The organism is uncultured Clostridium sp. (assembly GCF_900547735.1).
Lineage (GTDB): Bacteria > Bacillota > Clostridia > Lachnospirales > Lachnospiraceae > Otoolea.
In genome coordinates this window covers 1-26,284 of record NZ_URHZ01000075.1, presented here as the reverse complement: position 1 = coordinate 26,284, position 26,284 = coordinate 1, and the positions used below count along the sequence as shown (strand labels likewise).

The following is a 26,284-nucleotide window of genomic DNA, read 5'->3' as shown; positions in this document are numbered from 1 at the left end:
GCATTCCACAAGCGGGAGCGAGTCCCCGTAGGAATTTTTTCTCCCGGATTCCCCCTCACCACACCCTACCAACCGGGACTGAAGACTCACCACACAACCACACCCCCGCCCGTCATCCCCCAGCGGCGTCCTCGCATCTCAACTAAATCCTACTTCCGATCTTTCATATATTTAATAATCACATAATACCCATAAAGAACCGCTGGCACCACAACGGTGCAGAAGAGGGAAGCCATTAAAAGGCTCTGCGCGAGCGGGCTGTCGATTAAGGCGAATACGATGGTTGACACATAAAGCAGGAGTATTATGACGACTCCGGCAATCGCCAGTGGGCGTTTGTATTTCATGGTGATATCTCTCTTTCTCCGGCCCGGCGCCCCTTGAAAATCGGCGGGCTGTCCGTTTGTCCGGCTGATATTATGGTTCCCAGTATACTACAAGAAAGATGGTAAGACAACGGAAAAAACAGGGACAAAAAGAGAAATCTTTACGGTAAATTCGCCGGTTTTCTGTTTACGGGTAACATCCCGTGCGGCATTTTTTATGAATGCTGTAAGAATTTTTCACTATACTTTTGATTGGCGGTGCGGTAAAATAACTAAAACGGAGTTTAGTTTGAGCAGGAAAGGGGCGCTGTGTTTTGAAGAAATATGGGGTTCTGTTTTTTTCTGTCTGCCTGATGCTGTTTCTGCTTACAGGCACCGCCCTGGCTGAGGAAGACCCGTCCGTCAAAGGTGACTGGACCGGGGACGGGGAGGACTGGCAGTACATGCTGCCCGACGGTATGTACCTGGAAAAAAGCTGGCTGTACGACGACGGGCGCTGGTATTACTTCAGCAGCAGCGGTTACATGCAGACGGGGCTTAGAAAAATAGGGTCAAATTACTACTTTTTCCGTGAGAACGGGGAGATGGCCACGGGCTGGGCTTACGATGCGGACGAGGAACAGTGGCATTACATGGATGAGGACGGTGCCGTGACAAAAGGCTGGCTTCAAAAGGGCGGGGCCTGGTACTGGTTTGATTCCAAGGGCGTGATGTATAACAGGGGATTCCGTATGGTTGACGGGCATAAATACTATTTTTATGAAGACGGGCAGATGGCGGCCAATCAGTTTGTCGGCATGAACTATTACGATGAGAACGGGCTGCGGGACAACCGCTACGACATGACGATACAGGGAAAAAGAAAACCTACAAACGAGGAGCGGGACAAGATCACCCAGGCTCTTTCCGGCGTTCCGAGAGAGTGGATTAAGAAGTTTGTAGAGTCGGGCTGGGAATTCATGTACTACACGGATAAGAAATATTTTTCCGCCCCCAAGACCGATCAGGGGATTTACTTTGTCTATCACAAGACGGATAAAAATTATAAAAAACTGAAATTTACCAACCCGGAAACTCTGGCAATGGCTTTTGGTGAATATATTGCCTATGCAACGGGGAATGATAAAGAAGATAATGATTTTATGGCTGATTTCTACCAGTATCTTTCGGAGAGCAGCATGGCACAGTCTCTGCCGTCCTATTTCGACAGTGATCCGGCGATGTGGTTCGGCTGGCTGATCCAGTGCTACGGCAATACGGAAATCCGTATTGACATGAAGCGCAACAGCCCGGAGCTTGTAAAGAACCTGGAGAAAGCTCTGGGGCTTGATACGGCGGGCAGAAAACCGGATTCGGAAGAATTGATGATGGATGAGGACCCCGGAATTGTTTCAAATGGGAACGGCCCTGCCAATGACGAAGAACTGGGGAATGAGCCTGGACCGGCGTCCTCCTGATACGCCGCCTCTGCATAATATGCCGATATAATGCGATGTAGAATTAATAACTACATGTAGTGACATTTGTGAACCAAGGTGGTATAATATGGAAACAGAGAGTCTGTTTTTGCCGTTTACGGACAGGCAGGCACAGGACGTATACCGTATTGGAAAGTAAAAGAAAGAAGGTCTGTTATTATGGGAAAGAAAAGATGGGGTCGCATCCTGACCACCGGAGCCGCCGCCGCAGTTGCAGGCGTGGCTGCAAAAAAAATTTACGACCAGAAGAAAAAGAGCGATGAAGTGAAAAAAGACGCAGTGGAAGAGGCTGTCATGAGCCGCCGCAGTTATGAGGGCAGAACCGCTCACTTTGTAGGCGGAGGTCTGGCCAGCCTGGCGGGCGCGGCCTATCTGATCCGCGACTGTAAATTTCCGGGAGAGCAGATTACCATCTATGAGGGAATGCATATTCTGGGCGGCAGCAATGATGGAATCGGAACGCCGGAAGGCGGATTTGTATGCCGCGGCGGCCGTATGCTGAATGAGGAGACCTACGAGAACTTCTGGGAGCTGTTCAGGACGATTCCTTCCCTCACACAGCCGAACAGAAGCGTGACGGAGGAGATTCTGAACTTTGACCATGCTCATCCGACCTGTGCCAAGGCGCGTCTGGTGGACAAGGACGGCAATATCCTGGATGTCCGCAGCATGGGCTTTACCCAGGCGGAGAGAATGAGAATCCTCAAACTTCTGCGCGCCGACGAGAAGGATCTGGATGAGGTGACAATCCAGGAGTGGTTTGACGATATGCCTCATTTCTTCACAACGAATTTCTGGCACATGTGGCAGACGACGTTCGCATTCCAGACATGGAGCAGTGTATTCGAGTTCCGCCGCTATATGAACAGAATGATATTTGAGTTCAGCCGTATCGAGACGCTGGAAGGCGTTACGAGAAGCCCGCTCAACCAGTACGACAGCATCATCCGCCCGATCGAGGAATACTTGAGAAAAGAGGGCGTTGTATTTAAAGAAAACTGTACTGTGGAGGATATCGATTTCGCCGAGGGAGACGATATCACCGTTACGAAACTTCATTTGAACGACAATGGCGAGACGAAGACCGTAGAGCTTAAGGCGGACGACCTTTGCTTTATGATCAACGCCTGCATGACGGACAGCGCCACACTGGGCGATCTGCATACACCGGCGCCCGTTCCGGAGCGCAAACCGATTTCCGGAGAACTGTGGACCAAGATTGCGGCAAAGAAACCGGGCCGTCTCGGCAACCCTGAGCCGTTCTTTACGAAAGAGCATGAATCCAACTGGCTGAGCTTTACCGTTACCTGCCGCGGCGACAGGATTTTGAAGAAAATCGAGGCGTTTACCGGCAACATTCCGGGCAGCGGCGCCCTGATGACGTTCAAGGATTCCGGATGGAAGATGAGCAGCGTAGTGGCTGCCCAGCCTCATTTCCCGAATCAGCCGGCAGACGTGACGATCTTCTGGGGATACGGCCTTTACACCGACAGGGAAGGCGACTATGTGAAGAAAGCCATGAAGGACTGCACCGGCGAGGAGATGCTGAATGAATATCTGCATCAGCTTCATATTCCGGAGGAGGAGATAGCAGAGCTGATGGAGACGGTTATCAATGTAATCCCATGCTATATGCCTTATGTTGACGCACAGTTCCAACCGCGCAAGATGAGCGACCGTCCGCAGGTTGTGCCGGAGGGTTCCACCAACTTCGCCATGATGAGCCAGTTTGTGGAAATACCGGATGACATGGTATTTACTGAAGAATATTCCGTAAGGGCCGCCAGAATCGCCGTATACACATTGATGAATGTGAATAAGACGATTTGTCCGGTTACACCATACAACAAGATGCCGAAGATTCTCTTGAAGGCAGTGAAAAAAGCTTATTTATAAGTAACAGCCTGAGACGGAATCCGGAACGAAACAGTAATCCGGACAACGGGGAAATCAGCATAAAGCAGAATATAGAACAAAGCAAAAGAATAAAGTCCGGGCGGGAACAGGAAAGCAGACTGTTCCCGCCCGGACTTTATTCTTTTTGCTTTAACAATTTTTAAGCTGTCCGTACACGGATGAACAAAAAACGCTGTTTTAACAAAAATATCCCATGATTTTCCTTACAGGAAAAGAATTGAAAATATACAACCGCCCTGTTCCCTGTTAAGCTGTCACTATCAAATTTCAGATGCGGATAAAATTCACGCGGCGATGGATATTTACGCGGATATCCGCACGGACAATAATAAGGAGGCAGGGAATGAAAATTGGAACAACGGAATTGCTCCTGATCCTGGTGGTGGCGCTGGTTGTCTTCGGCCCGTCAAAACTGCCGGAGCTTGGAAAACTCGCAGGCCAGGCGGCCGGATCCTTCAAAAGGTATGTGAACTCCTTTGAGGGAGAATGGAACGAGAGCGCAGAGCCGGCCGCTCCCAAGACGCATCAGGCCGCCGCGCAGCCGGAATGCAGGGATGCCGGGACGGTCCGGGAGGAGGACGCACCGGTGCAGAGTCAGGACAGGAGCCGGGAAGCGTAACAGTTCAGACAGCATGACCTGTTACGGGAAGCCGCCGTGATGTAAATAATCGAAGAAAAGACGGCAATGGGCAAAAGGAAGAAAAATGCAGAAGAAAGAAAAATAGAAAAGGAGAACGGAATGAGACTGGGAACAACAGAACTGTTAATTATAATGGGTATTGCGATTTTAATTTTTGGCCCTAAAAAGCTGCCTCAGCTTGGGAAGGCGATGGGACAGACCATAGGAAATTTTAAGAGGAGCAGTAAGAGAGCCGAGGACGAGACGTTCCCGGCGGCGGAGGAACAGGCGGAAAGCTGACAAAAGCAGGCTGACTGCAGGTGGAATCGTAGTTTCCGGGTTATGCGGCAGGGCTGCCCGGAACAGAAGTGAGGTGATGGAATTTGGAGAAAGAATTGGGCGGGAAACGTGCCGCTTTTCTGAAACGCCTGAAACTGAAAAGAGAAGCCGGAGAGTGCAGGATGTCCCTGGTATCCCATCTGGAGGAATTCAGAAAACGGCTGACGGCCTGTATCATTTGCTTTTTCGGAGCCGTATTTCTCTGCCTGGGGCAGGCGGCCTGGCTGACGGAGCGGCTGATAGAGAAGGCGGAAGGATTTCAGTTTGTATATATTGCCCCCACGGAACTGGTGCTGTCGTATATCCGCCTCGCGCTGATTGGCGGCGCAGCCTTTGCCTGTCCGGTTATTATCTACCAGATATGGGGATTCGTAAGGCCCGGGCTGACGCGCGGGGAACGCAGGTCGTGTTTTGTGATCCTGACCTTTGGGATGGCGCAGTTTTTTATAGGAGCGGCGTTTGCGTTTGAAATCGTCCTTCCCATCACGCTGCTGTTTTTTGCAGGAATGAATGCCGGACAGACGATTTCCCCGATGGTATCGATTGAGAGCTATATCAGCTTTGTGGCGACGACCCTGGTGACATTTGGCATTGTCTTTGAACTGCCGGTGGTTGTGATCATGCTGACAAAAGCCGGAATCCTTAACCCGGGAGTGCTGAGAAAAAACAGAAAATACGTGATTCTTGCGGTCTTTATCATAGCCGCCCTGATCACGCCGCCGGATGTGACATCGCAGATACTGGTGGCATTTCCGATGCTGTTTTTATTTGAACTCAGCCTGCTTCTTTGCCGGATTCTCTTTCGGAAGAAGCTGAAAAAGAGGAAAACAGAGTGAGAAAATGTGGACGGCGCCGCAATGCTGAATGCAGGGGCCGGACATCTATAATATTAATGTGATTTTTGAGGAGGGAACGCTCATGAGAGAAACATTGGAAAAGACAGATACACAGGAGGAACGGCCGTCGGGAACGATCAGCAGACGCCAGTTTGTGAAGGGAATGGCATGGGGAGCCGCCGCCATCAGCCTGTCCTCGATTCTGCCGGGATGCGCCGCGGCCGCGGTGACCTCGGGCACGGAAGGAACGGAAAAAGGGGAAAGCTCCGCACCGGTTCCGGAAAAGAAGAAAGCTCCCGAGGGAGGTATCTACATACAGGGCGGTGACGTGAATATGAACGGCCAGACCTATACACTCGAATTTATCCAGCCGGTGAAACTGGCGGCCGTCGTAGACGGGGAAGAGAAGACGGAGGGCACATGGAGATCAAGCAATAAGCACCTCGTATCCGTGGATCCGGACGGAACCATTGTCATGCGGGACGGCGTAGGCGGATATGATGTGGAGATAACCTGGTCCCTGGAGGGAACGGTATATTCCGTGAATTTCCATACAGGACAGACGTCGGGCGCCCATTCTATCGAGGTAGACCGGCCGATGACGAGAGGAGACTTTATGATCCGCCTGGCCGGCTATTTCGGCTGGTATCACTATAACGGCGTCATGGATGACGGAACCGATATCGACGGTGACGGCAATGTTCTGAAAGAGGAGCGCGTAAGAAATTATTTTGACGTGAACGGAAGGAACGACTATGTAAAACCGGTGGAAGCGGCCCTTGATATGGGAATTTTGTCCGCGGCGTCCCCGGATGACTGTTTCTACCCGATGTCGGCCATGACCCGGGAAGATGCGGCTGTGATTCTGTGCAGCGCCTTCCGCCTCGGTAACCTGGAAACGGATTATCTGTCCGAATTCGAGGATGCGGCCAAAATAAGCCCGGACTGCAGGACTGCGCTGAATACGCTGGCGGGACATAATTATATGAGGGGAAGGACGGATCGGACCATCAACCCGACCGATGGAATTACCGATACGGAGGCGCGGATTATTATTGAAACCATCGGCAGGCGAATGGTTTCCCCTGTGTGGGCGATGCCGGTATCCCACCGTAAATTCGTACGCTGCCGTCCCATTTGGTTCACGCCGACCAAGAATGCAACGGTGCATTGGCGCTGCCGTGCTTTTAACATCTCCCACCCGGAGATGAAGGGACTGTTTATCGGGGACCGCGGCAACGGCGTCACTTTAAGCGATGAGTGGGGAGACTGGATTGATTATATTCCTGGATACTCCACCGATCCCATGTTCGGCCTGAATAACAACTGGGATTTTCCCTATGACAATGTTTATTTCTGTGTGGAGGTGGAGGCCTATGCCACCAGGGACGGTCTGGCCGACAGCCCCGTAAGCCGGTTTATCTGGCGGATTGACCGTCCTGCCTGGCACGATTTTGCCACGGATAAGCTCCATGAAGGTTCAGAGGACTACCCGGCCGTTTACCGTTTCTTCGACAACTTCCAGGCGGCGGCCTATTACATTGAGGGCAGCCGGATGGGAATTCTCTACGACGGCCTGATGCCGACCAACACCACGACCAGCCTGATTGACCGGGTAAATGAGATCGCGACCAAGCCCTATGTCTTTGTGCTGGGCCATAACCATCCGGATCATAAGGGGGCGCTGGCGGTTGCCTACCACAACGGCCTGGATGTATATTTCTGCGACAGGGTCGGCCCAATGGGCGGGGAATGGAGCATTGAGACGTATGCCAAAGATTACACAAGCGGCAATCCTGTTATCGACGGTACGGTATCGGGTACCTATGAAGGCGATAAAGTGCATCCCGTTTCCGAGGGGGATACCCTGGATCTGGGAAACTGCAAATTTGAGTTTTACCAGCTTCCCGGCCATGAGGATGCCTCCATTCTGATCTATGACCGCGAACACGGACTTTTGTTCTCCTCCGATATTTACGGCGTCAACCGCTACTGGGTGGCGGACCAGTTCGGAGCCAAAGGCGTGCGCCAGGATCTGCTGCTATCGCTGCACCAGCAGTTGATGGCGGCCTATACAAAGGAGGGCAAATCGGTCAAAGAGCTGTATACGGGCCACAACCGGATCGGGGTCGGTTCCGACTACCTGATGGTCTGGGAGCAGTGTCTTCAGAACCTGGTCAATTACGGCCCGGACGGAGTCAGCGATGACAGGCGCGGCGACGGCGCTCTCCTTGCAAAAGACGGAAACAGCTTTAACACCCTGAACTGGACCGGCTTTTCCATCGCAGGAAAACAGGTTCTGGCAGAGTACAAGGGAAAATACGACGGCAATGTGTTTACACGCCTGGAGGTTGACAATACGGGGGCGAGCGAGCGGGTGGAGGAAAACCTCTACTTCGACTACAGGACGAATGCACAGCTCAGCAGCGTCACCTTCCTGGACGCGGAACTCGTCGGCCACGACTTCAAGTACAAAGCAGGACAGGAGATGGAAAATGAAACTCTGGAAGACGGGCGGTTAAAATATGCTGTTTCCAACAAGTTTGTTCCGTTTGAATATGAGTATGAGGTGATCGTTTCTGCGCTTCAGGGAACCGTGACCATGACGCCGGTGGCCATGTCGGAACGCATCACCGGCCTTACGGTCAACGGCGCCCCCGCATCCAGCCGCTGCCCGGTTACCGTACCGGTGCCGGGACCGGCCGTCGTCACGGTAACGGGCCCGGACGGAAAAACGGAGCGGACCTATACATTTACCTTTAAAACGGCATAGGAAGCAGATAGCGTCTGCCGGATCGAGCGGTTTACCGTTTTATATATCATCATTTGCTGCGGTTTGGCCGGAGGCCGGACCACGCCGATTTTGCGCCAATTCCCCGGGAAGTGATTTATTCACCCCGGGGAATTAGCGTGGAGTGACGCGGCCGCCTTGTCCGGAGAAATGATTTATGGTACGATAGAGCGGGGGTAAAATGGATGAAACGGATAAGGTTTAAATTCCGGTTTTCCGGAATGTTTGGACAAACGCTGCTGGTGCTTATGGCGGTAACCATCGTGATCGGCACCTTTTTTGCTTATTTTCTCGGAAATTTATATGAAGAGCAATATCTGGAGAAACAGTCGGACGTCTGTTTTGCCAATATGAAGGAGCGGAGCCTGGAAGCGGACAAGGCGGCTGCCTCGCTGACCGCAAAAATGGAGAGCCTTCTGCAGGCGCAGGACTGCAGCCGCCTGATGGTTTCGGGCAAAAACCTGCTTCAGCAGCAGGCCATGAACGTGGTGCAGGAGCTGTCGAATCTCGTGGACAGGGACGAAGATGTGACGGAGGCATACCTGTACCTGCCTTATTCGGAAAAGGTGCTCGGCTCGGATAAAAGCGTGGTTAACAGCGAGAACTTTTCACGGCAGGAACTCCTGGATGTTAAGGGAGGCGCCGCAGGGAACGGGAATTTACCCGGGGCTATGAAAACGGGAGGCTTTGGAAACGGCTTTTTCTGCCTGGACGGTGAGGGATGGATGATAATGGATTATCCCGATGCGAAGACACTGGCAAGGGTGATTCTCAGGCTGAATCTGCCCGAAATTTACCGGAAGATGGAACTGGCGGCGGAACAGACGACGGGAGGCGGGATGATTTATGTCTATGACAGCAGGGGAATCCCGGTTTTCTCGGGTATGCTGGCCTATCCCGGCCAGGAGCGGCTGATGGTTTCGGAGCAGGAACAGACAGGGGACGGGAAGGGAATTTACCGTTCCGGGGAAGGATACATTCTGGTTTACCAGTCGGACAGGACGGGATGGTATTTCATACAGCATATGGACGGGATTCATCTGGATGTGGAGGCGCCCAGTCTGGTGAGAGCTTTGGTTACATACGGCCTGTTTGCACTGGTGCTGCTGACGGTTGCGTCTTTTTACCTGATATGGCGCATTTACCGGCCTTTCCGCGCACTTTTGGAATCGCTGATCTCACAGAAGCACCAGGGCGGCCGGATGGGAAACGGCGGGGTGTCGGCTACCGAACAGGAGCTGCTGCGGGGAATCGTTAAGGAGGACCGTGAACAGAACGAGAGACTGAAGGCCATTCTACAGTCGGTTGGGGCCTCGCTCAGCGAGCATCTTTTTAAACAGTTGATGACCGGTAAAAGCTGGGATGAAAATGCGGTGAGGCAGACACTGGAACAAATTCAAAGTCCATTTCCGCTTGACGGCAGCTACCGTGTTCTGGCTCTTACCTACAGGAGCAGGGAGCATGGAGGTGAAAGTCCGGTGGACGGAGAGCTGTACGGACTCCAGGTAATCCGCTGCAGTGAAGAGTACTGGGGAAAAGCGGCCCTGGTTCAGCCCGTGGATATGGAGGAACAGGGGCTTGGTATCGTACTCTGCATGAAAACGGCCATGACGGAAACGACATGGTACCGGGAGCTGGAACGGTTTGAAAAGTCCCTCCGCCGCCGTCTGGCCGAACGCGGTTTTGAAGTGGCGGCGGGAGGAAGCGATCTGGCGGGAACGCTCTTTGATTTAAATGTGCTCTGGCTGCAGGCGCAGGCGGATTTGGAACAGAGGATGGATAGAGCCAGGCCGGAGAATCCGGGCGTGCAGATGCTTGGCCGCTTATTAAAAGGAGATAACGGTAAGAAGGAGCAGGAAGGGAACCGGGAGGTGCATACCCGCGTGGAGCGCGCAAAGGAGCTGATCAAGGACGGATATGGCGACAGTTCCCTCTCCCTGGAGAGTATCAGCGAAAAGCTGGGACTTACGGCGCCTTACCTGTCCAGAATATTTGCGGAGCACCAGCCGCCGGGGTTCCTGGATTATCTGAACCGTTACCGTCTGGAGCAGGCAAAAGACGTTCTCAGGGAGACGGATGAGACGATCGGAGACATCGGGTTCAGGGTGGGATTTAACTCACCGCAGAGTTTTATCCGCGTATTCAAGCGGTATGAGGGAGAGACTCCGGGTCAATACCGGGCCAGGATAAAGGAAGGGGGAGACGCATGAGAATAAAGGGAGTTTTGGCAGTTCTCTGGACGGCCGTTTTCTTACTTTTAGCCGGATGCGGAGCCGCACAGCCCGAGACGGAGCTTTTCAGCCTTCTTCTGAAGGAGCGGGAACCGGATACGATGGTCGGGCAGGAGGCAAAGGTGATTCTCCTGACACATTCCGCCACCGCATACAGTACGACCCAGAAGATAGCCGGGCGTTTTAAAATGCGGCTGGAGGAGCGCTCGGACGGCGGATTTCTCGTGGAAACATTCCCGGACGATACGCTGGGACATGTCAATGACAGCGATAAACCCCTTCTGAACGGGACGGTGGAGATGAGAATCGGTCCGGCCGCCACGGAGACGATGGAGGCGATGCTGTGGGCGACCACCTTATCGGATGCCTCCCTGGAAGAGATAGACGGACTTCTCAGGGAAGGTGAGGTCCGCCGGATGCTGGAGGAGGAATGTGAGGAGCGGGGAACAAAGCTCCTGGCCGTTTTCCCCGCCCATTACCGGGTATTGACAAGCAATGACAAGATAATGGAAGAAACGGATTTTTCAAAGCTGCAGATAAGAATATATTCCTCCAATGCGATGGAAGGGGCGTACTGGCAGAGTCTGGGCGCACAGACGAAGTTATATGATATCCATCAGGTCTATTCCGCGCTTCAGCAGGGGCTTGTGAACTCCCAGGAGAATACGCTGCCGCTGATTGTCTCCAACTCCATTGAGCGTCTGCAAAAGTACCTGATCCATACAAATCATAAGATCTACTTCGACTGTATGCTGGTGGGAGGGGAATTTTATGATTCGCTGAGCGGGGAAGAACAACAGATTTTGAAAGAGACGGCGGAGGAGATGGTGGATTACGCCAGAGAGACCGACGAGAGGGAGCTTTATTCCTGCACCGAGGTCCTGTCCGAATCCGGCATTGAGACGGTGGAACTTTCCGACGAACTGCTTCTTAAGATGAGAGAAACGGGAGGCCCCGTGGTGGAAGCCGCTCTGAGGGCCAGGGCAGGGGATGAGAAGATAGACCGCCTGCTTAAGGCCCTGCGCGGGGAGTAAAGGGTAACATGTAAACGTTACCTTGTAAACCACCGGTCGGGCAGACTAACCTGCCGGTCGGTTGAGGTGTTTCCGGAGAAGTGGTATCATGGAACCGATGACCGTTTGATATGCGGGACCGCATTGGCTGCCGTGCGGTTCACCTGGAGAATGGAGGTATATGGTTATGGAAAAACGGACGATGGGAATGACAATTGCCTCCCTTCGCAGGGAAAAGAAAATGACGCAGGCTGAGCTGGCCGCAAAAATGGGAGTGACGGACAAGGCGGTTTCCAAATGGGAGAGGGAACTGTCCTGCCCTGATGTGAAATCCCTCCCAAAACTTGCGGAGATTCTGGGGATATCGATTGATGAACTGATGCAGGCCGAGGCGCCCGGTCCCAAAACGGAGGGAAGTAAAAACCAGCAAATCCATGAAATTGTCATGCTTGTTTTTAAGGCGGCCGCCCTGGCCATGGGAATCGCAGTCATTGTCCTGTCGTCCATGAGAGCGATGGATATGAACACGGGATTTACCCTCCTGGGAATCGGACTTGCCTGCGCGGGGATCTGCCTGCTGCAGAAGGACGGGAAACAGAACGGACAGGAGCAGTAAAAATTACTCGGCGTCTTCCGCCAGTTCCTCCCAGGTTTCATAGAGTTTTTCAAGTTTGGAGGCGATTTCTTCCTTCTCTTTATTCAGCTCCATCAGCCTCGGCACGTCTGAAAATACTTCTTCCAGGCAGAGCAGCCCGTCGATTTCCTGTTCCCTTGTTTCCAGGGCGTGTATGTCATCCTCCGTCTTTTTCAGGGCATTCTGTTTCTTACGCAGTTTGGCCTGCAGCTCCTTCTGCTGTTTCCAGTCCATAGAAGACGAGGGACCGGAGGAAGACTCGGAGGCGGAGGCAGCGTTTGGATTCGGGGAGGACGAAAGGTCCTCAGCCGGGACATAAAGCTGCTCCATCGTATCTTTCTTTTCCAGATAGTAATCGTAATTCCCGATATAATTGATCAGGGTTCCCTTTTTCAGGTCCAGGATTCTGGTGGCCGTCTTGTTGATAAAATAACGGTCATGGGAGACGTACAGAACGGTTCCCGTATAATTTACCAGGGCGTTTTCCAGGATCTCCTTGGAGGTAATGTCCAGATGGTTGGTCGGCTCATCCAGGATCAGGAAATTGGCCTCGGAGAGCATCAGTTTTGCCAGGGATACGCGTCCGCGCTCGCCGCCGCTCAGATCGCGGATCATCTTGAACACGTCGTCGCCGGTGAAAAGGAATGCGGCCAGGATATTGCGGATCTGGGTGTTGTTCATGTTCGGGTAAGTGTCCTGGATTTCCTGGAACAGGGTTTTGTCCATGTGAAGCACCTGATGTTCCTGATCGTAATATCCAACCTGGACCTTTGCCCCCAGCGTAATCTCCCCGGCATCCTGTTTTACCAGTCCGTTGATGATTTTCAGAACCGTGGTTTTGCCGGTGCCGTTGTTGCCGATGATGGCAATCCGTTCGCCGCGCTTGATGTCAAAATCCACGTTCGAAAAGAGTACCGGCCCGTCGAACTTCTTGGTGAGTCCGCGCACGGTCAGGACGTCGTTGCCGCTGACAATGTTCGGCTCAAGCGTGATGTTCATCGCATCGTTTAATTCCATCGGTTTATCCAGCACGTCGATCTTGGCCAGCAGCTTTTCACGGCTTTCCGCCCGTTTGATCGACTTTTCACGGTTGAAGGAACGCAGCTTTGTGATTACCTCTTCCTGATGCTTGATTTCCTGCTGCTGGTTTAAATATGCTTTCATGATTCCCGCGCGCAGCATGGCCTTCTTCTCGCCGTAGGCGGAGTAGTTGCCCTGGAAGGTGGTGGCTTTGCCGTTGTCCAGCTCGATGATCTTCGTCACGACGCGGTCCAGGAAATAACGGTCATGGGCCACAATCACGACGGTTCCCGCGTAGTTGATAAGATATCCCTCCAGCCAGGCGATGGATTCCATGTCCAGGTGGTTGGTCGGCTCGTCGAGCAGAATAATATCCGGTTTCGAGAGCAGGAGCTTGCCGAGGGAAACGCGTGTTTTCTGGCCGCCTGATAATTCCTTAACCGGTTTTCTGAATTCTTCCTCCACAAATCCCAGGCCCTTTAAGACGCCGGTAATTTCACTCTGCCAGGCATAGCCGTTCATCAGCTCAAACTCGTGGTTCAGCCTGCTGTAGGTCTGAAAAAGCTCCTCCAGCGCATCGCCCTCTGTATGCTTCATTTTTATCTCCAGCTCACGGATCTGCTGCTCCATCATGAGGATGGGTTTTTTGACCTCCATAAGCTCGTCGTATATCGTGTTATCGCTGCTGATATCCTGGTGCTGCGCCAGATATCCGAGGGTTTTTCCGCGGGAACAGACGACCTCCCCCTCATCGGCCGCCATCTGGCCGACAATGATCTTAAAAAGCGTTGTTTTGCCGGCGCCGTTGATTCCGACAATCGCCGCTTTCTCGCGTTCTTCTATATGGAATGACACATGCTCCAGTATGGAGTCGGTGCCGAATGCTTTTGATATGTTGTTACATGACAGAATCATAGTATCCTCCCGGTTCATTGGTGTTTACGCGGAATATCCGTTATTGTTCACGGCGCAGTGCGGTGTAAACAGTGACATATATCCGGTGTGAACAGCAGCGCTTTATACCGCTAATGGTTAATTATAGTATAAACAGAGCGGTTTTTCAAGGCTCAGCAAAAAACCTTTGACAATAATTTGTCATATGCTATAATAATTATTAGTAATTTATTTTTCAGAGAGAAGGTGATGAAGAGCCGTGGAGCAGAAAGAGATTTCAAAAGCAGTGATTTCCAGGCTGCCAAGATACTATCGGTATTTGGGAGAGTTGCTGGAAGAGGGTGTCGAGCGGATTTCTTCAAATGATTTAAGTATCAGAATGAAAGTGACGGCTTCTCAGATTCGGCAGGATCTTAACAATTTCGGCGGTTTCGGACAGCAGGGATACGGATATAATGTGAAGTATTTATATACTGAGATTGCGAGAATTCTGGGAATTGACAGACAGCATAACCTGATTATCATAGGGGCCGGTAATCTGGGGCAGGCGATTGCCAATTATACGAATTTCGAGCGGCGTGGTTTTATCATCAAGGGAATGTTTGATGTGAATCCCCGTCTGGTAGGTCTGGTAGTCCGCGGAGTTGAGATCAGGGGGATTGAAGACCTGGAACAGTTCATCAAGGACAACGAGGTGCAGATTGCAGCCCTCACGATTCCGAAGTCCAAGGCGCCTGAGATCGCAGAGCGTCTTGTCAAAGCAGGAATCAAGGCTATCTGGAATTTTGCCCATACGGACCTGCAGGTTCCCGACGATGTGGTAGTGGAGAATGTGCATTTATCCGAGAGTCTGATGCGTCTTTCTTACCGTGTCTGCAACATGCAGGATCAGCAGGAGCGGGAGAGAGAAGAGGCCCTTGGAAGAGCAGGAGACGCCAGAGAGAAGAAATGATTATAGGTGTTGGAACAGATTTAATTGAAATAGAACGAGTTAAAAAAGCCTGTGTCAAAGAGGCTTTTTTACTGCGTGCATATACAGAGGAAGAGTGCCGGCAGGCCGGGGGGAATATAGCCCGGCTGGCCGGCAATTTTGCCGTAAAGGAAGCGGTTTCCAAGGTGTTTGGGACAGGATTTAGAAGCTTCGGGCCGAGGGAGATTGAGGTACTTCGGGATGAACTGGGGAAACCCTATGTGAATTTATATGGGAAAGCAAAGGAGCAGGCGGACGAACTGGGGATCAAAAGGCTGTTTGTATCAATCAGCAATACGGCCCGGTACGCATCGGCCTATGCAGTGGGAGAGGGGGACTGAGTATGAGACGCCTTGTAACCGGAAAACAGATGAAAGAGATAGATGCCTATGCGATTCAGACCGTGGGGATTCCGTCCATGGTGCTGATGGAGCGGGCCGCCCTGAGCGTGGCGGATGAATTGGAACTGGAATATAAAAAAACAGGGAAAAAGCCCTTTGAGAAGGCCGTTACTCTGATATTCTGCGGAACGGGCAACAATGGCGCCGACGGAGCCGCCATTGCCAGGATTCTGCATCTGAGAGGGTTCCAGGTTTCCGTTATTACCGTTGGAGACAGGGAACGCTGGACCGAAGAGATGAGAAGCCAGATAGAGATTGACGAGAAACTGGGAATTGCCGTGGAAAGTTTCGGCGGGTACCTCCCCGGCCGTTTTGACGTGGCGGTGGACGCCATCTTCGGGGTGGGGCTTACAAGAGACGTGGAAGGCGAATTTAAAGAGGCGGTGGAGTTTCTTACCGGTCTGACACCGGAATTTACCGTGGCGGTGGATATTCCGTCCGGTATCAGCTCCGAGACGGGGCGTGTCATGGGAACGGCGGTAAAAGCGGATCTGACGGTGACATTCGGCTATGAGAAGGTGGGGACGGCCATCTATCCGGGAAAAGGCTACAGCGGCCGCGTGGCGGTGAAAGACATCGGTTTCCCGGATTTTGACTCCTATGAAGGAAAACGCTATTTTACTTATGAACCGGGCGATCAGTCCCGGATTCCCGGACGGAAGAAAGATTCCCATAAGGGAACGTACGGAAAAGTGCTGATTGCGGCAGGCTCAAAAGGAATGTGCGGGGCCGCCTATTTAAGCGCGCTGTCGGCATACAGGACGGGAGCCGGCCTGGTGAAAATCCTGACGGTGGACGGCAATGTGCCGATGCTGCAGACACTCCTCCCCGAGGCTATTATCACATCGTATCCGGAGGAGATGGAGGCCGAGGAGCCCGAGGCGTTCAGGGATCTTGTGGAGCGGGAATGCGCCTGGGCCAGCGTGATTGTCCTGGGCCCCGGTCTCGGAAGGGGACGCCACGTGGTGAAACTGACGGAATACGTGCTTTTATCGGCCTATGTCCCCATCATACTCGATGCGGACGGACTGAATACCGTGGCGGAATACCCGCATCTGGCGGAATTTTTCACGGAAAATGTGATTGTAACTCCCCATCTGGGGGAAATGGCCAGACTGGTGGAAAAGGATATCGCTGAACTGAGGGAGGATCTTCCCGGCGCGGCCGTCGGCTATTGTGAGGAGAAGGGCGTGACCTGTGTTTTAAAGGACGCCGTTTCCGTGGTGGCGGGGAAGGACGGTTCCGTCTATATCAACAGCAGCGGCGGCGGAGCCATGGCAAAAGCCGGTTCCGGCGATGTGCTGACCGGCCTGATTGCGGGGCTCATCGCCCTCGGACTCCAGGAGGATGAGGCGGCGGCCATGGGCGTGTGGCTCCACGGACTGGCGGGAGAGCGCGCCGCGGCAGGCAGAGGGGAACATTCGATTCTCGCCAGGGAGATAGCGGATTCAATTATGCAGGAGGACGGCAATGGAAGAACCATACAGCAGAATTTATGCGGAAATTAACCTTGACAATATTATAAAGAATATGGAAACGATGGAGGCCGGACTGCCGGAGGGAACCGGGATGATCGGCGTTGTAAAAACAGACGGCTACGGCCACGGCGCGGTACCGGTGGCAAAAGCCATCGATCCCTTTGTCTGCGGCTACGCGGTGGCTGCGGTCCCGGAAGCGGTAATACTCCGGAAACACGGCGTTACAAAGCCGATTCTGGTGCTGGGCAATACACACGAAAGAGATTATAAAACAATCTTGGAGTACGATATCAGGCCGGCCATTTATGAATATTCCAAGGCGGAGGCCCTCTCAAGGGCGGCTGCAGCAGAGGGTAAGACGGCGTTTATCCATATTGCGCTGGATACGGGGATGAGCCGGATCGGCTATCAGCCCGGCGGGGAGAGCATCGGCGAGGTGGAGAAAATAAAGGCGCTTCCCGGTATTACGGTAGAAGGCCTTTTCACCCACTTTTCCAAGGCGGATGAGACGGATAAAGACTTTACGGCGCTCCAGTACGAACGGTATATGGAATTTGCCGAAGCGCTTAAAATCAGGGGAATCGAAATACCGGTCCGCCACTGCGCCAACAGCGCCGCCATCATGGATCTGCCGCAGATGGGCCTGGACGCGGTTCGGGCCGGAATCTCAATGTATGGGATTTATCCCTCCGACGAGGTGAATCGGGAGATGGAGCTGCGCCCCGCGATGGAGATCCGGAGTTTTATCACATATGTGAAGGAGATAGAGCCGGGAACGCCCGTAAGCTACGGCGGAACCTTTACGGCCGGCAGAAAAATGCGGATTGCCACAGTCGGAGCCGGGTATGGGGACGGGTACCCCAGAAACCTTTCGGGAAAAGGCTGCGTCCTGATCCGGGGCAGACGGGCGCCGATACTGGGACGCGTCTGTATGGATCAGTTCATGGTGGACGTGTCGGATATCCCGGAAGCGGCGGAGGATGACCGCGTCACACTGGTCGGCTGCGACGGGGAAGAGAGGATTTCCATGGAGGAGCTGGCAGGCATGTGCGGAGGATTCCGGTACGAGATTCCCTGTGTCCTGGGAAAACGCGTTCCCAGAGTGTATACAAGGAACGGGAAGATCGTCGGCAGCAAGGACTGGTTCGATGACAAATATGCCGATTTTATGTAGGAGGACATAATAAAGAAACACACTCAATTTTCACTTTCCGGGGAACTGCAGGCCTGTTTTTCCCATATGATAAATCAGTAGGGAATAACGGGATGAAAAAGAATTGCGGTCGGCGGAATACTCGGGTCAAAACAGGTCAATACTAAGGACATAAAGAATTTTGACGGAGAGTGAAACAAGTGATTATCAGGCGTGGAGATATTTATTATGCAGACTTAAGACCGGTTGTCGGCTCGGAACAGGGAGGCGTCAGGCCGGTGCTGATTATACAGAATGATATAGGGAATAAGCACAGCCCAACCGTAATCTGTGCGGCAATAACATCCAAGATGAACAAGGCAAAGCTGCCAACTCATGTGGAGTTAAACACGAAAAGGTGTGATATGATACGGGATTCCGTAATCCTCCTGGAGCAGCTTCGGACCATAGACAAACAGCGGCTGAAAGAAAGAATCTGCCATATTGACGACGAGCTGTTAAAGGACGTGGATCGTGCGCTGATGATAAGCCTTGAGCTGGATACATAGGTTATCATTGACGGTTGCCGGTCATATCGGCTCTATTTTGCGAGGCGTTTTCACGCATTATAAGTGAAAATCACGCGTTGTGCGGTGCAAAACGGCGTTTCCCGCCGTTTCTGCGCATGACAGGGCGTATTACTGCACACGGAGTGGATAGTTATTATTGACGAACCTCATGGAAAGATGATATAGTGACAGATGTCAGGATTAATATTCTGCAAAGGTTTTGACGTAGCAGAGGGTTTAAGGTTACTGTTCACACGGATGTATCCCGCGAGGTGTTTTCACGTGTTTTTCGTGAAAATCCCGAGTTAAGCGGCGCGACGCAACGAAAAGTGCGCGATGCGGACTTTTCATTACAATCAACGGAGTTTTTTGCCGTTTCTGTGCATCGCGTAGCGGATTGCTGGGCACGGAGTGAACAGTAAAGGTTTAAGAGCGGGCATCTGGCGGAAAGATTATAACCGTACGAATGAAACGATGAAAAGTAACCGGGGCAATGCATACGGCCGCAGCTTTTCACCGCTATCAATAAAAGGAGTAATTAAAAAATATGGACGATGGGTATTGGCCCTTAAGTATACTGATACTTGTTGGTTTTATTCTGATTGACGCTGTTTTATACGGCTTTGGTTCAGCCATTCAGAACATGAATGTGAACAGCCTCGAGAAGGAGGCGGAAGAAGGAAACGAACGGGCAGGGAAGCTTTTGAGGCTGATCAACAAACCTGGCGAATTTATCTATACGGTCCAGGTGATGACCAATATAATCGGAATTCTGGCAGGAGCCTATGTGATGAGGCAGCTGGGGCAGTTGTTCCAGATGCTGATAAAGCATTCGCAGGATGGGCATGAGATGCTGGTTTATACAGCCTGCGTAGTGGCTGCCGGAATTGTTGTGCTGTCTGTGCTTATCAGCTTCGGGATTGTGATTCCGAAGAAGTGTGCGGCCAGAAAGCCGGAGAAGTGGGGATATGGAGTTTTCTCCATGGTGCAGATAATTGTGATCCTGCTGCGTCCCTTTACGTTTCTCGTGTCGGCTCTCTCGGCCCTGGTGCTGAAGCCGATGGGGATCGATTTAAATTCCGACGACGACAATGTGACGGAAGAAGATATTATGCTGATGGTCAATGAAGGTCATGAGCAGGGAGTCCTGGAGGCCGGGGAAGCCGAGATGATCACGAACATTTTCGAGCTGAACGACAAAGAGGCCGGGGACATTATGACCCACAGAACCAATATAACGGCGTTAGACGCCTCGCTGTCCCTGGATGAGGCGGTAACCTATATATTGACGGAGGCGAATAACTCGCGTTTCCCTGTTTTCGAAAAGGATATCGACGATATTGTAGGAATTCTCCATATGAGGGATGCCCTTGGGTTTGCCGAGAAAGAGGAAAACAGAAAGAAAAGTCTCAGAGAACTGGACGGGCTTTTACGGGAACCCCATTTCATTCCGGAAACACGCCATGTGGACACGCTGTTTAAAGAGATGCAGTCCCAGAAAATACATATGGAGATTGTGGTGGACGAGTATGGCCAGACTGCGGGAATCGTGACGATGGAGGATATCCTGGAGGAGATTGTGGGAAACATCCTGGATGAATATGACGAGGATGAGGATTACATTTCCAAACGCGACGACGGAAGCTTTATTTTTGACGGGCTGGCTCCCCTCGATGAGGTGGGAGTAGCGCTGAATATTGAGTTTGACGACGAGGATTACGAAAATTACGATACGTTAAACGGATTTCTGATCTCCAAGCTGGACCGCATCCCCGGAGAGGGGGAGCAGCCTGAGGTGGAGTACCAGAATTATCTTTTCAAGGTTCTCTCGGTTGAGAACAAGATGGTTCACGCAGTGACTGCGGCGCCGGTTTCCGTGAAGAAGACGGAAGAGAAAGAATAAGAACAGTGAAAGGCGCGTGCTGCGGACTTTTCATTGCCGATGAACAGCGCCTGTGCACTTAATGTACGGGATGCAGCATCCATAAAAGTTTGAACGCCTGAGCGTTGCCCGGGCGTTCTTTTTGGCTTTTTAAAGACAAAAGAGGCCGGACAAAAGAGATAAGGCGGAAGAGAAAAAGGCAGGGAAGATGAAAAAGATACTGGAAGATACAAAGATTATGATGACGGACAGGATATTTCTGTCCAAGGCTGTAAAGATAGCGCTGCCGGTAGCCATGCAGGGCATGTTGAATACAATTGTAAATATGGTGGATACCATGATGATCGGCTCTCTTGGGGCTACATCCATCGCTGCGGTGGGACTGGCCAACAAGGTGTTTTTCGTGATGACGTTACTGGTGTTCGGAATTGTCAGCGGTTCCGGGATTCTGGCGGCGCAGTTCTGGGGGACACACGATATTAAGAATATCAGAAAGGTCCTGGGACTGGCACTGGTTCTGGCCACCTGCGCGGCGCTTGCGTTTTTCATCCCGGCGGTGGCGGTTCCGCAGAAGGTAATGAGGATATTTACAACGGGGGAGGATGCAATACGCATCGGAGCTTCCTATCTGTCCCTGGTGGCGCTTTCTTATCCATTTATCGCGGTCAGCAATACATACGTTGCCATGCAGAGGGCAGTGGGCAAGGTCAAAGCCCCGGTTGTTATCAGCAGTTGTACGATCCTGATTAACATATTTTTTAACTATACCTTTATTTTCGGTAAATTCGGTGCGCCTGCCATGGGCGTGGTCGGCGCGGCATTAGCCACACTGATTGCACGTATCGTGGAGATGACGGCCCTGCTTTTAGTGGTGTATTTGAACAAATCGCCCCTGGCCTGCCGCCCGAAGGAACTGTTCGGCTACTCGGCCGCCTTTGTGAAAAAATTCTTTGCAACGGCGTCACCGGTTATTGCCAATGAGTTTATCTGGGGACTGGGAGTTACGATGTATTCCCTGGCATATGGGCGTATGGGGGACAATGCGGTGGCGGCGATTACGGTCGCCACGACGATTCAGGACATCATGTCGGTCCTGTTCCAGGGACTGAGCGCGGCAACCGCCGTAATTCTCGGAAACGAGCTGGGAGCCGGCCAGATGAAGAGGGCCGAGCGGTATGCGAAGAACTTCCTGATTCTTCAGTTTATCGTCACCGTGATTATGGCATTCTTCTGTGCGGGCGTCCGCTGGCAGATTATTGATCTCTACAGGCTGTCCGGTGAAGTGGCCCGCGATGTGAGCCTGTGCCTGATTGTCTTTTCACTGTTTATGCCGTTTAAGATGTTTAACTATGTCAACATCGTGGGAGTGCTGCGAAGCGGCGGGGATACCGCTGTCTGCCTCTTTCTCGACTGCAGCGGCGTATGGCTGATCGGAATTCCGATGGCCTTTGTGGGAGGACTGGTTTTAAAACAGCCTATCTATATTGTCTATGCCATGGTGACGCTGGAGGAGGTTTATAAGACGGTTCTCAGCTATCTGCGGTACAGACAGAGAAAGTGGCTGAAGAACCTGACGGCGGAGATACAGGGGTAGTGTGAGACAGAGGAGGGGATGAGAAGTGAACGAAGAAGAGAAAATCTATGAGGGAAAGATGTTTGATCCCAGAAAGAAAGAGCTGAAAGATATCAAACACAAGGCGCACGAGGCGTGCCGCCGCTATAATTCCATGGATGAGTACGATGAGAAACGCCTTCCAATCATCAGGGAATTTATCGGAGGAATTGGAAAGACCTATTATTTCCAGGGGCCTGTCCAGTTTAACTATGGAACCCATACCTTTATCGGTGAGAATTTCTTTGCCAACTTTAACCTTATGGTGATGGATGACGCGAGAGTCTACATCGGAGATAATGTCTGCTTTGGTCCCAATGTATCGCTGATGGCGACCAACCATCCGCTGATTGCAGAGGAGAGAGTGGGGCTTGATAAGGACGGCAACACGACGATGGCGGAATTTGCAGAGGAAATCCATATTGGGGATAATGTCTGGCTGGCCTGCAACGTGGTGGTTCTTGGGGGCGTCAGGATCGGAAACGGGGCGGTGATAGGGGCCGGAAGCGTTGTGACGAAAGACATCCCCGACAATTATCTCGCCTTTGGCAATCCCTGCCGCCCGGTGCGCCCCATTGGCGCAGAGGACAGCAGGAGAGATTTGATACTTGAGGAAGACCTGGAACATTTCAGTTTTAACAGGAAATGATTTGATCTGCTGCTCTGTAACCTAATCTGCGATGCTTATTCGATATTCTCTCATCCAGAAATCTACCTGGATCAGATAGGCCATGAGCTGCGGGGCGGCCATCAGCTGGCCGTACCAGGGTTTTCCATAGTCGGACGGACTTTCAAGGAAACGCTCCACCTTCTTTTTATCCAGGAAGGGGAGTACCGGTGAGGAAGAGTCGCCAAGGATATCACGGACCCGTCCGGCCAGCAGGGCCTCGTAGTTCCGGTCGTAAGTTTTAGGGTAAGGAGATTTGCGGCGGAACAGGATTTCATCCGGCAGAAGGCCGCGTCCGGCTTCGCGCAGCAGCGCCTTTGCAACGCCTCCGCGGGCCTTCATCTCCCACGGTACGTTGAAGAGATATTCGATAATGCGGTGATCGGCAAAGGGAACGCGGGCTTCCAGGCCGCTGTACATACTGGTGCGGTCCATTCTGTTTAAAAGAGTCTGCATGAACCAGCGCAGATTCAGATAGGAGATTTCCCGGCGCCTCGCCTCCTCCGCATTTTCACCGTCCAGCTTCGGCACCTCTGCAATGGAAGCGTCATAGGTTTGTTTGACATAGTCGTCCATTTTGAGGTAATCCAGGAAGTCGTCGGACAGGAGCACTTTTCGGGCCTCCAGATCCATTGTCCAGGGGAAGGTATCGGCCAGGAAGCATTCTTTTTTATGGAACCAGGGATAACCGCCGAAGATCTCGTCTGCGCATTCCCCGGTCAGCGTTACCTTGTGCTGCTTTGCAACGAGGGAGCAGAAATAGAGCAGGGAAGAGTCCACATCGGCCATAGCGGGAAGATCGTGGGCTTTTACCGAATCAAATAGGAGGTCTGCCTGATCCTTTGTGGAGCATTCCAGGTACGTATGCTCGGAACCCAGAAAATCCACCATTTTATCGACATACGGGCGATCCTGGGAAGGTTGGAATGAGCTGGCCTTAAAGTTTTCCGCGTTTCCGGTAAAGTCAAAGGAGTAGGTGTGAAGCCGCTTGTTCTGCTTTTTTAGTTCCTCCGCACAGACGGCGGAGACGAGGGAGGAATCGACGCCGCCCGATAAAAAGGTACAGATGGGGACATCCGACACCATCTGGCGCTTTACGGCGTCCCGGAGAAGAAAACCTGTTTTCTCCACCGTATCTTCGAATGAGTCGGTATGGACATGGCTTTCCAGCTTCCAGTAGGCCTCCTGACGGTTGCCGGAGCGGGTGCAGCAGAGAAAATGGCCGGGCAGAACTTCATGGATATTTTTATAGACACCGCATCCGCTGGTTCTGGCCGGACCGATGCTGAAAATTTCATTTAGGCCCTTTTTGTCTACTTCCGGACGGATTCCCGGGAAGGCGAGAAGGGCTTTTAGTTCCGATCCGAAGACAACGGTATCGGTATCTTTACGGACCGTGTAAAAAAGAGGTTTAATCCCGGAACGGTCGCGGTAGAGCAGAAGCCGGTTTTTAGACATATCCATGATAGCCAGGGCAAAAATTCCGTTTACCCTGGTGATGAAATCACTTCCCCAGGTCTGGTAGGCCTTTAACAGCACCTCCGTGTCACCGGAGGTGTCGAAGGAATGGCCTTCCAGGCGAAGTTCCTCCCTCAGCTCTTCCGTGTTGTAAAGTTCTCCGTTATAGACGATGCCAAAGCCCTTTGAACCGTCCTTTCCTATCATCGGCTGATGCCCGGTGACCAGATCAACGATGGACAGGCGTACCTGGGCCAGGCCGAAATGTTCATTCAGGAAACAGCCCTCATCGTCTGGTCCCCTGCGCTTCTGGGCCCGGTTCATCGCGTCCAGAATATTCATGTTATTCTCTTTTTCCTGTGTAAAATCTTTGTTCGGGTTGAAAAACCCGGCAATTCCGCACATAAAGATTCCTCCTTAAATTTGCCGTTTCTGTGCATCGCGTAGCGTGATTACTGGGAACGGAGTGAACAGTAACAAAATTTATACCAACATCAGGCAGGCGGCTGCAAAGGCGGCCGTAAAGCCGATCAGAACCGGAATGAGGTTCTTTCGGGCCAGCTCGATGGGGTTTACATTACAGATGGCGGCAACCGGAATCAGTCCCCAGGGAACGATGGTTCCTCCTCCTACAAAGATGGCTCCTATCTGTCCCAGGGCAGCCAGAACCGGTACGGAGGCAGAGGTTGCGGTTCCGAAGGTATGGGCCAGGGCGCCTGTCAGCGGAAGTCCGGAGAAACCGGATCCGTCAAGGCCCGTCAGGCCGCCGATTAGAAGCTGGAAGAATGCGGCGATATAGGGATTGAGAGGCGTATGGGAGGCAAGCCAGAGCGCCCAGTCATTCAGGATTCCACTGCCGAATCCGTCTCCCAGGATGGTGGTGATTCCTCCGCCGCCAAGGAAAAAGAAAGCGCCGATGACGATGACAGGGGCGAAGATGCGGATGGCAAACAGAAATCCGTCGGTCAGATATCGGGTTACTTTTTCCGGTGAATGTTTTCCAAAGCCGATTACGGCTCCCAGACACATAAGCAGTACGGCCGTGCCGGATACGACACTGGTGGCGTCCCCGCCGTTCAGATTAAATACAAGCATGCAGACAATGTCGGCCAGGAAGGCTAAAACAACGGCTGCAGCCAGGATTTTGGCTGCCTTTGGATTCGGAATTACCGGTGTTTCCTCCTCGTCCGTCTCCTGCTTGAAATACGGAACATGGAAGCGCCTGTCGGAAGAGCAGACGGTGATCCCCATGGATTTGCGGTTCAGTAAAAAAGCGGACAGGACGGTAACGCCGCCCATGACCCAGAAGACAGGCCAGGCCTCGGAGAGAATGTCGGCGGCGGAGATACCGGCTGCCGCACCCGATATAGCGGGAGCACCCTGGATTACAACGTCATAGCTCAGGGCAAATCCATGGCCGAACAGGTTCATGGCCATGGCGGCGGCGAGCGGTGAGAGGCCGGCGCGGACCGCAAACGGAATCATGATGGCTCCGACCAGCGCAACGGAAGGGGAGGGCCACAGAAACAGGGAAAATACAAACATTGTGATACCTAAGAGCCACCAGGTGCGGGACGGTGTTTTCATTACCTTTGACATCGGTTCCATTAAGAGCCGGTCGCTTCCCAATTCCCCCATGCACTTTGAAAGCGCGGTAACCAGGGCAATGGTGCCGATTACTTCCATGAACTCTTTGGCGGCGTATAAAATTGCGTTGAACACGGTCTGGATACCGCCGATAAAGGAATGCAGCCCCAGGGCGCCCAGCAGAAAGAGAAACAGCACGCAGATGAGCGGCGTATCGCGCCGCATCACCATCACGGCCAGAACAGAAAATACTCCGACCAGATAGAGAATGTGGAGCGGAGTAAGGATTACAATAGAATCAGGCATAATTTATGTCTCCTGAGAAAAAGGATATACTACCATAATATGTAAGAATGGCGGGGAACGTTAAAATATGGATTTAGTTGAGATGCGAGGACGCCTCTGTAAGACGGCGGACGGGGTGGTGGGA

Annotated in this window: 21 protein-coding genes; 17 read left to right on the top strand and 4 right to left on the bottom strand. The window is 52.3% G+C overall.

Annotated features, from left to right (window positions below):
• Positions 1-149: 149 nt before the first annotated feature.
• The gene (locus QZT18_RS19175; protein WP_125139969.1) at positions 150-347 is read right to left on the bottom strand and encodes a hypothetical protein; all 198 of its coding nucleotides are present in this window, start codon (positions 345-347) and stop codon (positions 150-152) included.
• Between the two features lie 293 nt (positions 348-640).
• Here QZT18_RS19175 and QZT18_RS19170 point away from each other — a divergent pair, with 293 nt between their 5' ends.
• From QZT18_RS19170 to QZT18_RS19130, 9 genes are all read left to right on the top strand, one after another.
• Positions 641-1,783: an N-acetylmuramoyl-L-alanine amidase family protein gene (locus tag QZT18_RS19170; protein ID WP_294150466.1), complete on the top strand. Its 1,143-nt coding sequence runs from the start codon at positions 641-643 to the stop codon at positions 1,781-1,783.
• A 180-nt stretch (positions 1,784-1,963) separates the two neighbouring features.
• Positions 1,964-3,700, top strand: coding sequence for an oleate hydratase (locus QZT18_RS19165; protein WP_294150465.1), 1,737 nt, complete (start codon positions 1,964-1,966; stop codon positions 3,698-3,700).
• A 364-nt stretch (positions 3,701-4,064) separates the two neighbouring features.
• Positions 4,065-4,340 carry a twin-arginine translocase TatA/TatE family subunit gene (gene tatA / locus QZT18_RS19160; RefSeq protein ID WP_294150464.1) on the top strand — a complete coding sequence of 92 codons (276 nt, stop codon included), beginning with the start codon at positions 4,065-4,067 and terminating at the stop codon, positions 4,338-4,340.
• A 120-nt stretch (positions 4,341-4,460) separates the two neighbouring features.
• The gene (tatA, locus tag QZT18_RS19155; RefSeq protein ID WP_125139972.1) at positions 4,461-4,640 is read left to right on the top strand and encodes a twin-arginine translocase TatA/TatE family subunit; all 180 of its coding nucleotides are present in this window, start codon (positions 4,461-4,463) and stop codon (positions 4,638-4,640) included.
• An 83-nt stretch (positions 4,641-4,723) separates the two neighbouring features.
• The gene (gene tatC, locus QZT18_RS19150; RefSeq protein ID WP_227029456.1) at positions 4,724-5,515 is read left to right on the top strand and encodes a twin-arginine translocase subunit TatC; all 792 of its coding nucleotides are present in this window, start codon (positions 4,724-4,726) and stop codon (positions 5,513-5,515) included.
• A gap of 82 nt (positions 5,516-5,597) precedes the next feature.
• Positions 5,598-8,288, top strand: a complete 2,691-nt coding sequence (locus QZT18_RS19145) for a cadherin-like beta sandwich domain-containing protein (RefSeq protein ID WP_294150463.1) — start codon at positions 5,598-5,600, stop codon at positions 8,286-8,288.
• A 203-nt stretch (positions 8,289-8,491) separates the two neighbouring features.
• On the top strand, positions 8,492-10,516 hold the full coding sequence (locus tag QZT18_RS19140) for a helix-turn-helix transcriptional regulator (RefSeq protein WP_294150462.1): 2,025 nt from the start codon (positions 8,492-8,494) through the stop codon (positions 10,514-10,516).
• The gene (locus QZT18_RS19135; RefSeq protein WP_294150461.1) at positions 10,513-11,571 is read left to right on the top strand and encodes a TRAP transporter substrate-binding protein; all 1,059 of its coding nucleotides are present in this window, start codon (positions 10,513-10,515) and stop codon (positions 11,569-11,571) included. The genes QZT18_RS19140 and QZT18_RS19135 overlap by 4 nt, the downstream gene beginning before the upstream one ends.
• 166 nt (positions 11,572-11,737) lie before the next feature.
• Complete coding sequence (locus QZT18_RS19130; protein ID WP_294150460.1) at positions 11,738-12,166, top strand: helix-turn-helix domain-containing protein; 429 nt, start codon at positions 11,738-11,740, stop codon at positions 12,164-12,166.
• Positions 12,167-12,169: 3 nt separating this feature from the next.
• Here the strand turns inward: QZT18_RS19130 and abc-f are convergent, their stop codons facing one another.
• Positions 12,170-14,119: a ribosomal protection-like ABC-F family protein gene (gene abc-f, locus QZT18_RS19125; protein ID WP_294150459.1), complete on the bottom strand. Its 1,950-nt coding sequence runs from the start codon at positions 14,117-14,119 to the stop codon at positions 12,170-12,172.
• A 238-nt stretch (positions 14,120-14,357) separates the two neighbouring features.
• Here abc-f and QZT18_RS19120 point away from each other — a divergent pair, with 238 nt between their 5' ends.
• From QZT18_RS19120 to QZT18_RS19085, 8 genes are all read left to right on the top strand, one after another.
• Complete coding sequence (locus tag QZT18_RS19120) at positions 14,358-15,050, top strand: redox-sensing transcriptional repressor Rex (protein ID WP_125139977.1); 693 nt, start codon at positions 14,358-14,360, stop codon at positions 15,048-15,050.
• A complete protein-coding gene (acpS, locus tag QZT18_RS19115) occupies positions 15,047-15,409 on the top strand; it encodes a holo-ACP synthase (RefSeq protein WP_294150458.1) in 363 nt (120 codons plus the stop codon). Before QZT18_RS19120 ends, acpS begins: the two co-directional genes overlap by 4 nt.
• Before the next feature lie 2 nt (positions 15,410-15,411).
• Entirely contained in the window at positions 15,412-16,977 is a 1,566-nt protein-coding gene (locus tag QZT18_RS19110) for an NAD(P)H-hydrate dehydratase (protein WP_294150457.1), read from the top strand.
• On the top strand, positions 16,940-18,121 hold the full coding sequence (gene alr / locus QZT18_RS19105; RefSeq protein ID WP_294150456.1) for an alanine racemase: 1,182 nt from the start codon (positions 16,940-16,942) through the stop codon (positions 18,119-18,121). Before QZT18_RS19110 ends, alr begins: the two co-directional genes overlap by 38 nt.
• Before the next feature lie 179 nt (positions 18,122-18,300).
• Positions 18,301-18,648: a type II toxin-antitoxin system PemK/MazF family toxin gene (locus tag QZT18_RS19100; protein WP_003504415.1), complete on the top strand. Its 348-nt coding sequence runs from the start codon at positions 18,301-18,303 to the stop codon at positions 18,646-18,648.
• A 547-nt stretch (positions 18,649-19,195) separates the two neighbouring features.
• A complete protein-coding gene (locus tag QZT18_RS19095; RefSeq protein ID WP_294150454.1) occupies positions 19,196-20,551 on the top strand; it encodes a hemolysin family protein in 1,356 nt (451 codons plus the stop codon).
• Between the two features lie 217 nt (positions 20,552-20,768).
• Complete coding sequence (locus QZT18_RS19090; RefSeq protein WP_366925929.1) at positions 20,769-22,124, top strand: MATE family efflux transporter; 1,356 nt, start codon at positions 20,769-20,771, stop codon at positions 22,122-22,124.
• Positions 22,125-22,149: 25 nt separating this feature from the next.
• The gene (locus QZT18_RS19085) at positions 22,150-22,791 is read left to right on the top strand and encodes a sugar O-acetyltransferase (protein ID WP_294150452.1); all 642 of its coding nucleotides are present in this window, start codon (positions 22,150-22,152) and stop codon (positions 22,789-22,791) included.
• A 21-nt stretch (positions 22,792-22,812) separates the two neighbouring features.
• Here QZT18_RS19085 and asnB read toward each other — a convergent pair whose 3' ends face one another.
• The gene (gene asnB / locus QZT18_RS19080) at positions 22,813-24,672 is read right to left on the bottom strand and encodes an asparagine synthase (glutamine-hydrolyzing) (RefSeq protein ID WP_294150451.1); all 1,860 of its coding nucleotides are present in this window, start codon (positions 24,670-24,672) and stop codon (positions 22,813-22,815) included.
• A gap of 78 nt (positions 24,673-24,750) precedes the next feature.
• Complete coding sequence (locus QZT18_RS19075; protein WP_294150450.1) at positions 24,751-26,160, bottom strand: citrate transporter; 1,410 nt, start codon at positions 26,158-26,160, stop codon at positions 24,751-24,753.
• Positions 26,161-26,284 lie beyond the last annotated feature (124 nt).

What these genes read in the sequence shown, in the direction of transcription:
- QZT18_RS19140 (WP_294150462.1), top strand. Translation starts at nt 8,492, where the DNA reads ATGAAACGGATAAGGTTTAAATTCCGGTTTTCCGGAATGTTTGGACAA.
- tatA (WP_125139972.1), top strand. Translation starts at nt 4,461, where the DNA reads ATGAGACTGGGAACAACAGAACTGTTAATTATAATGGGTATTGCGATT.
- acpS (WP_294150458.1), top strand. Translation starts at nt 15,047, where the DNA reads ATGATTATAGGTGTTGGAACAGATTTAATTGAAATAGAACGAGTTAAA.
- QZT18_RS19145 (WP_294150463.1), top strand. Translation starts at nt 5,598, where the DNA reads ATGAGAGAAACATTGGAAAAGACAGATACACAGGAGGAACGGCCGTCG.
- tatA (WP_294150464.1), top strand. Translation starts at nt 4,065, where the DNA reads ATGAAAATTGGAACAACGGAATTGCTCCTGATCCTGGTGGTGGCGCTG.
- QZT18_RS19130 (WP_294150460.1), top strand. Translation starts at nt 11,738, where the DNA reads ATGGAAAAACGGACGATGGGAATGACAATTGCCTCCCTTCGCAGGGAA.
- QZT18_RS19075 (WP_294150450.1), bottom strand. Translation starts at nt 26,160, where the DNA reads ATGCCTGATTCTATTGTAATCCTTACTCCGCTCCACATTCTCTATCTG.
- alr (WP_294150456.1), top strand. Translation starts at nt 16,940, where the DNA reads ATGGAAGAACCATACAGCAGAATTTATGCGGAAATTAACCTTGACAAT.
- QZT18_RS19175 (WP_125139969.1), bottom strand. Translation starts at nt 347, where the DNA reads ATGAAATACAAACGCCCACTGGCGATTGCCGGAGTCGTCATAATACTC.
- abc-f (WP_294150459.1), bottom strand. Translation starts at nt 14,119, where the DNA reads ATGATTCTGTCATGTAACAACATATCAAAAGCATTCGGCACCGACTCC.
- asnB (WP_294150451.1), bottom strand. Translation starts at nt 24,672, where the DNA reads ATGTGCGGAATTGCCGGGTTTTTCAACCCGAACAAAGATTTTACACAG.
- QZT18_RS19165 (WP_294150465.1), top strand. Translation starts at nt 1,964, where the DNA reads ATGGGAAAGAAAAGATGGGGTCGCATCCTGACCACCGGAGCCGCCGCC.
- QZT18_RS19090 (WP_366925929.1), top strand. Translation starts at nt 20,769, where the DNA reads ATGATGACGGACAGGATATTTCTGTCCAAGGCTGTAAAGATAGCGCTG.
- QZT18_RS19135 (WP_294150461.1), top strand. Translation starts at nt 10,513, where the DNA reads ATGAGAATAAAGGGAGTTTTGGCAGTTCTCTGGACGGCCGTTTTCTTA.
- QZT18_RS19110 (WP_294150457.1), top strand. Translation starts at nt 15,412, where the DNA reads ATGAGACGCCTTGTAACCGGAAAACAGATGAAAGAGATAGATGCCTAT.
- QZT18_RS19095 (WP_294150454.1), top strand. Translation starts at nt 19,196, where the DNA reads ATGGACGATGGGTATTGGCCCTTAAGTATACTGATACTTGTTGGTTTT.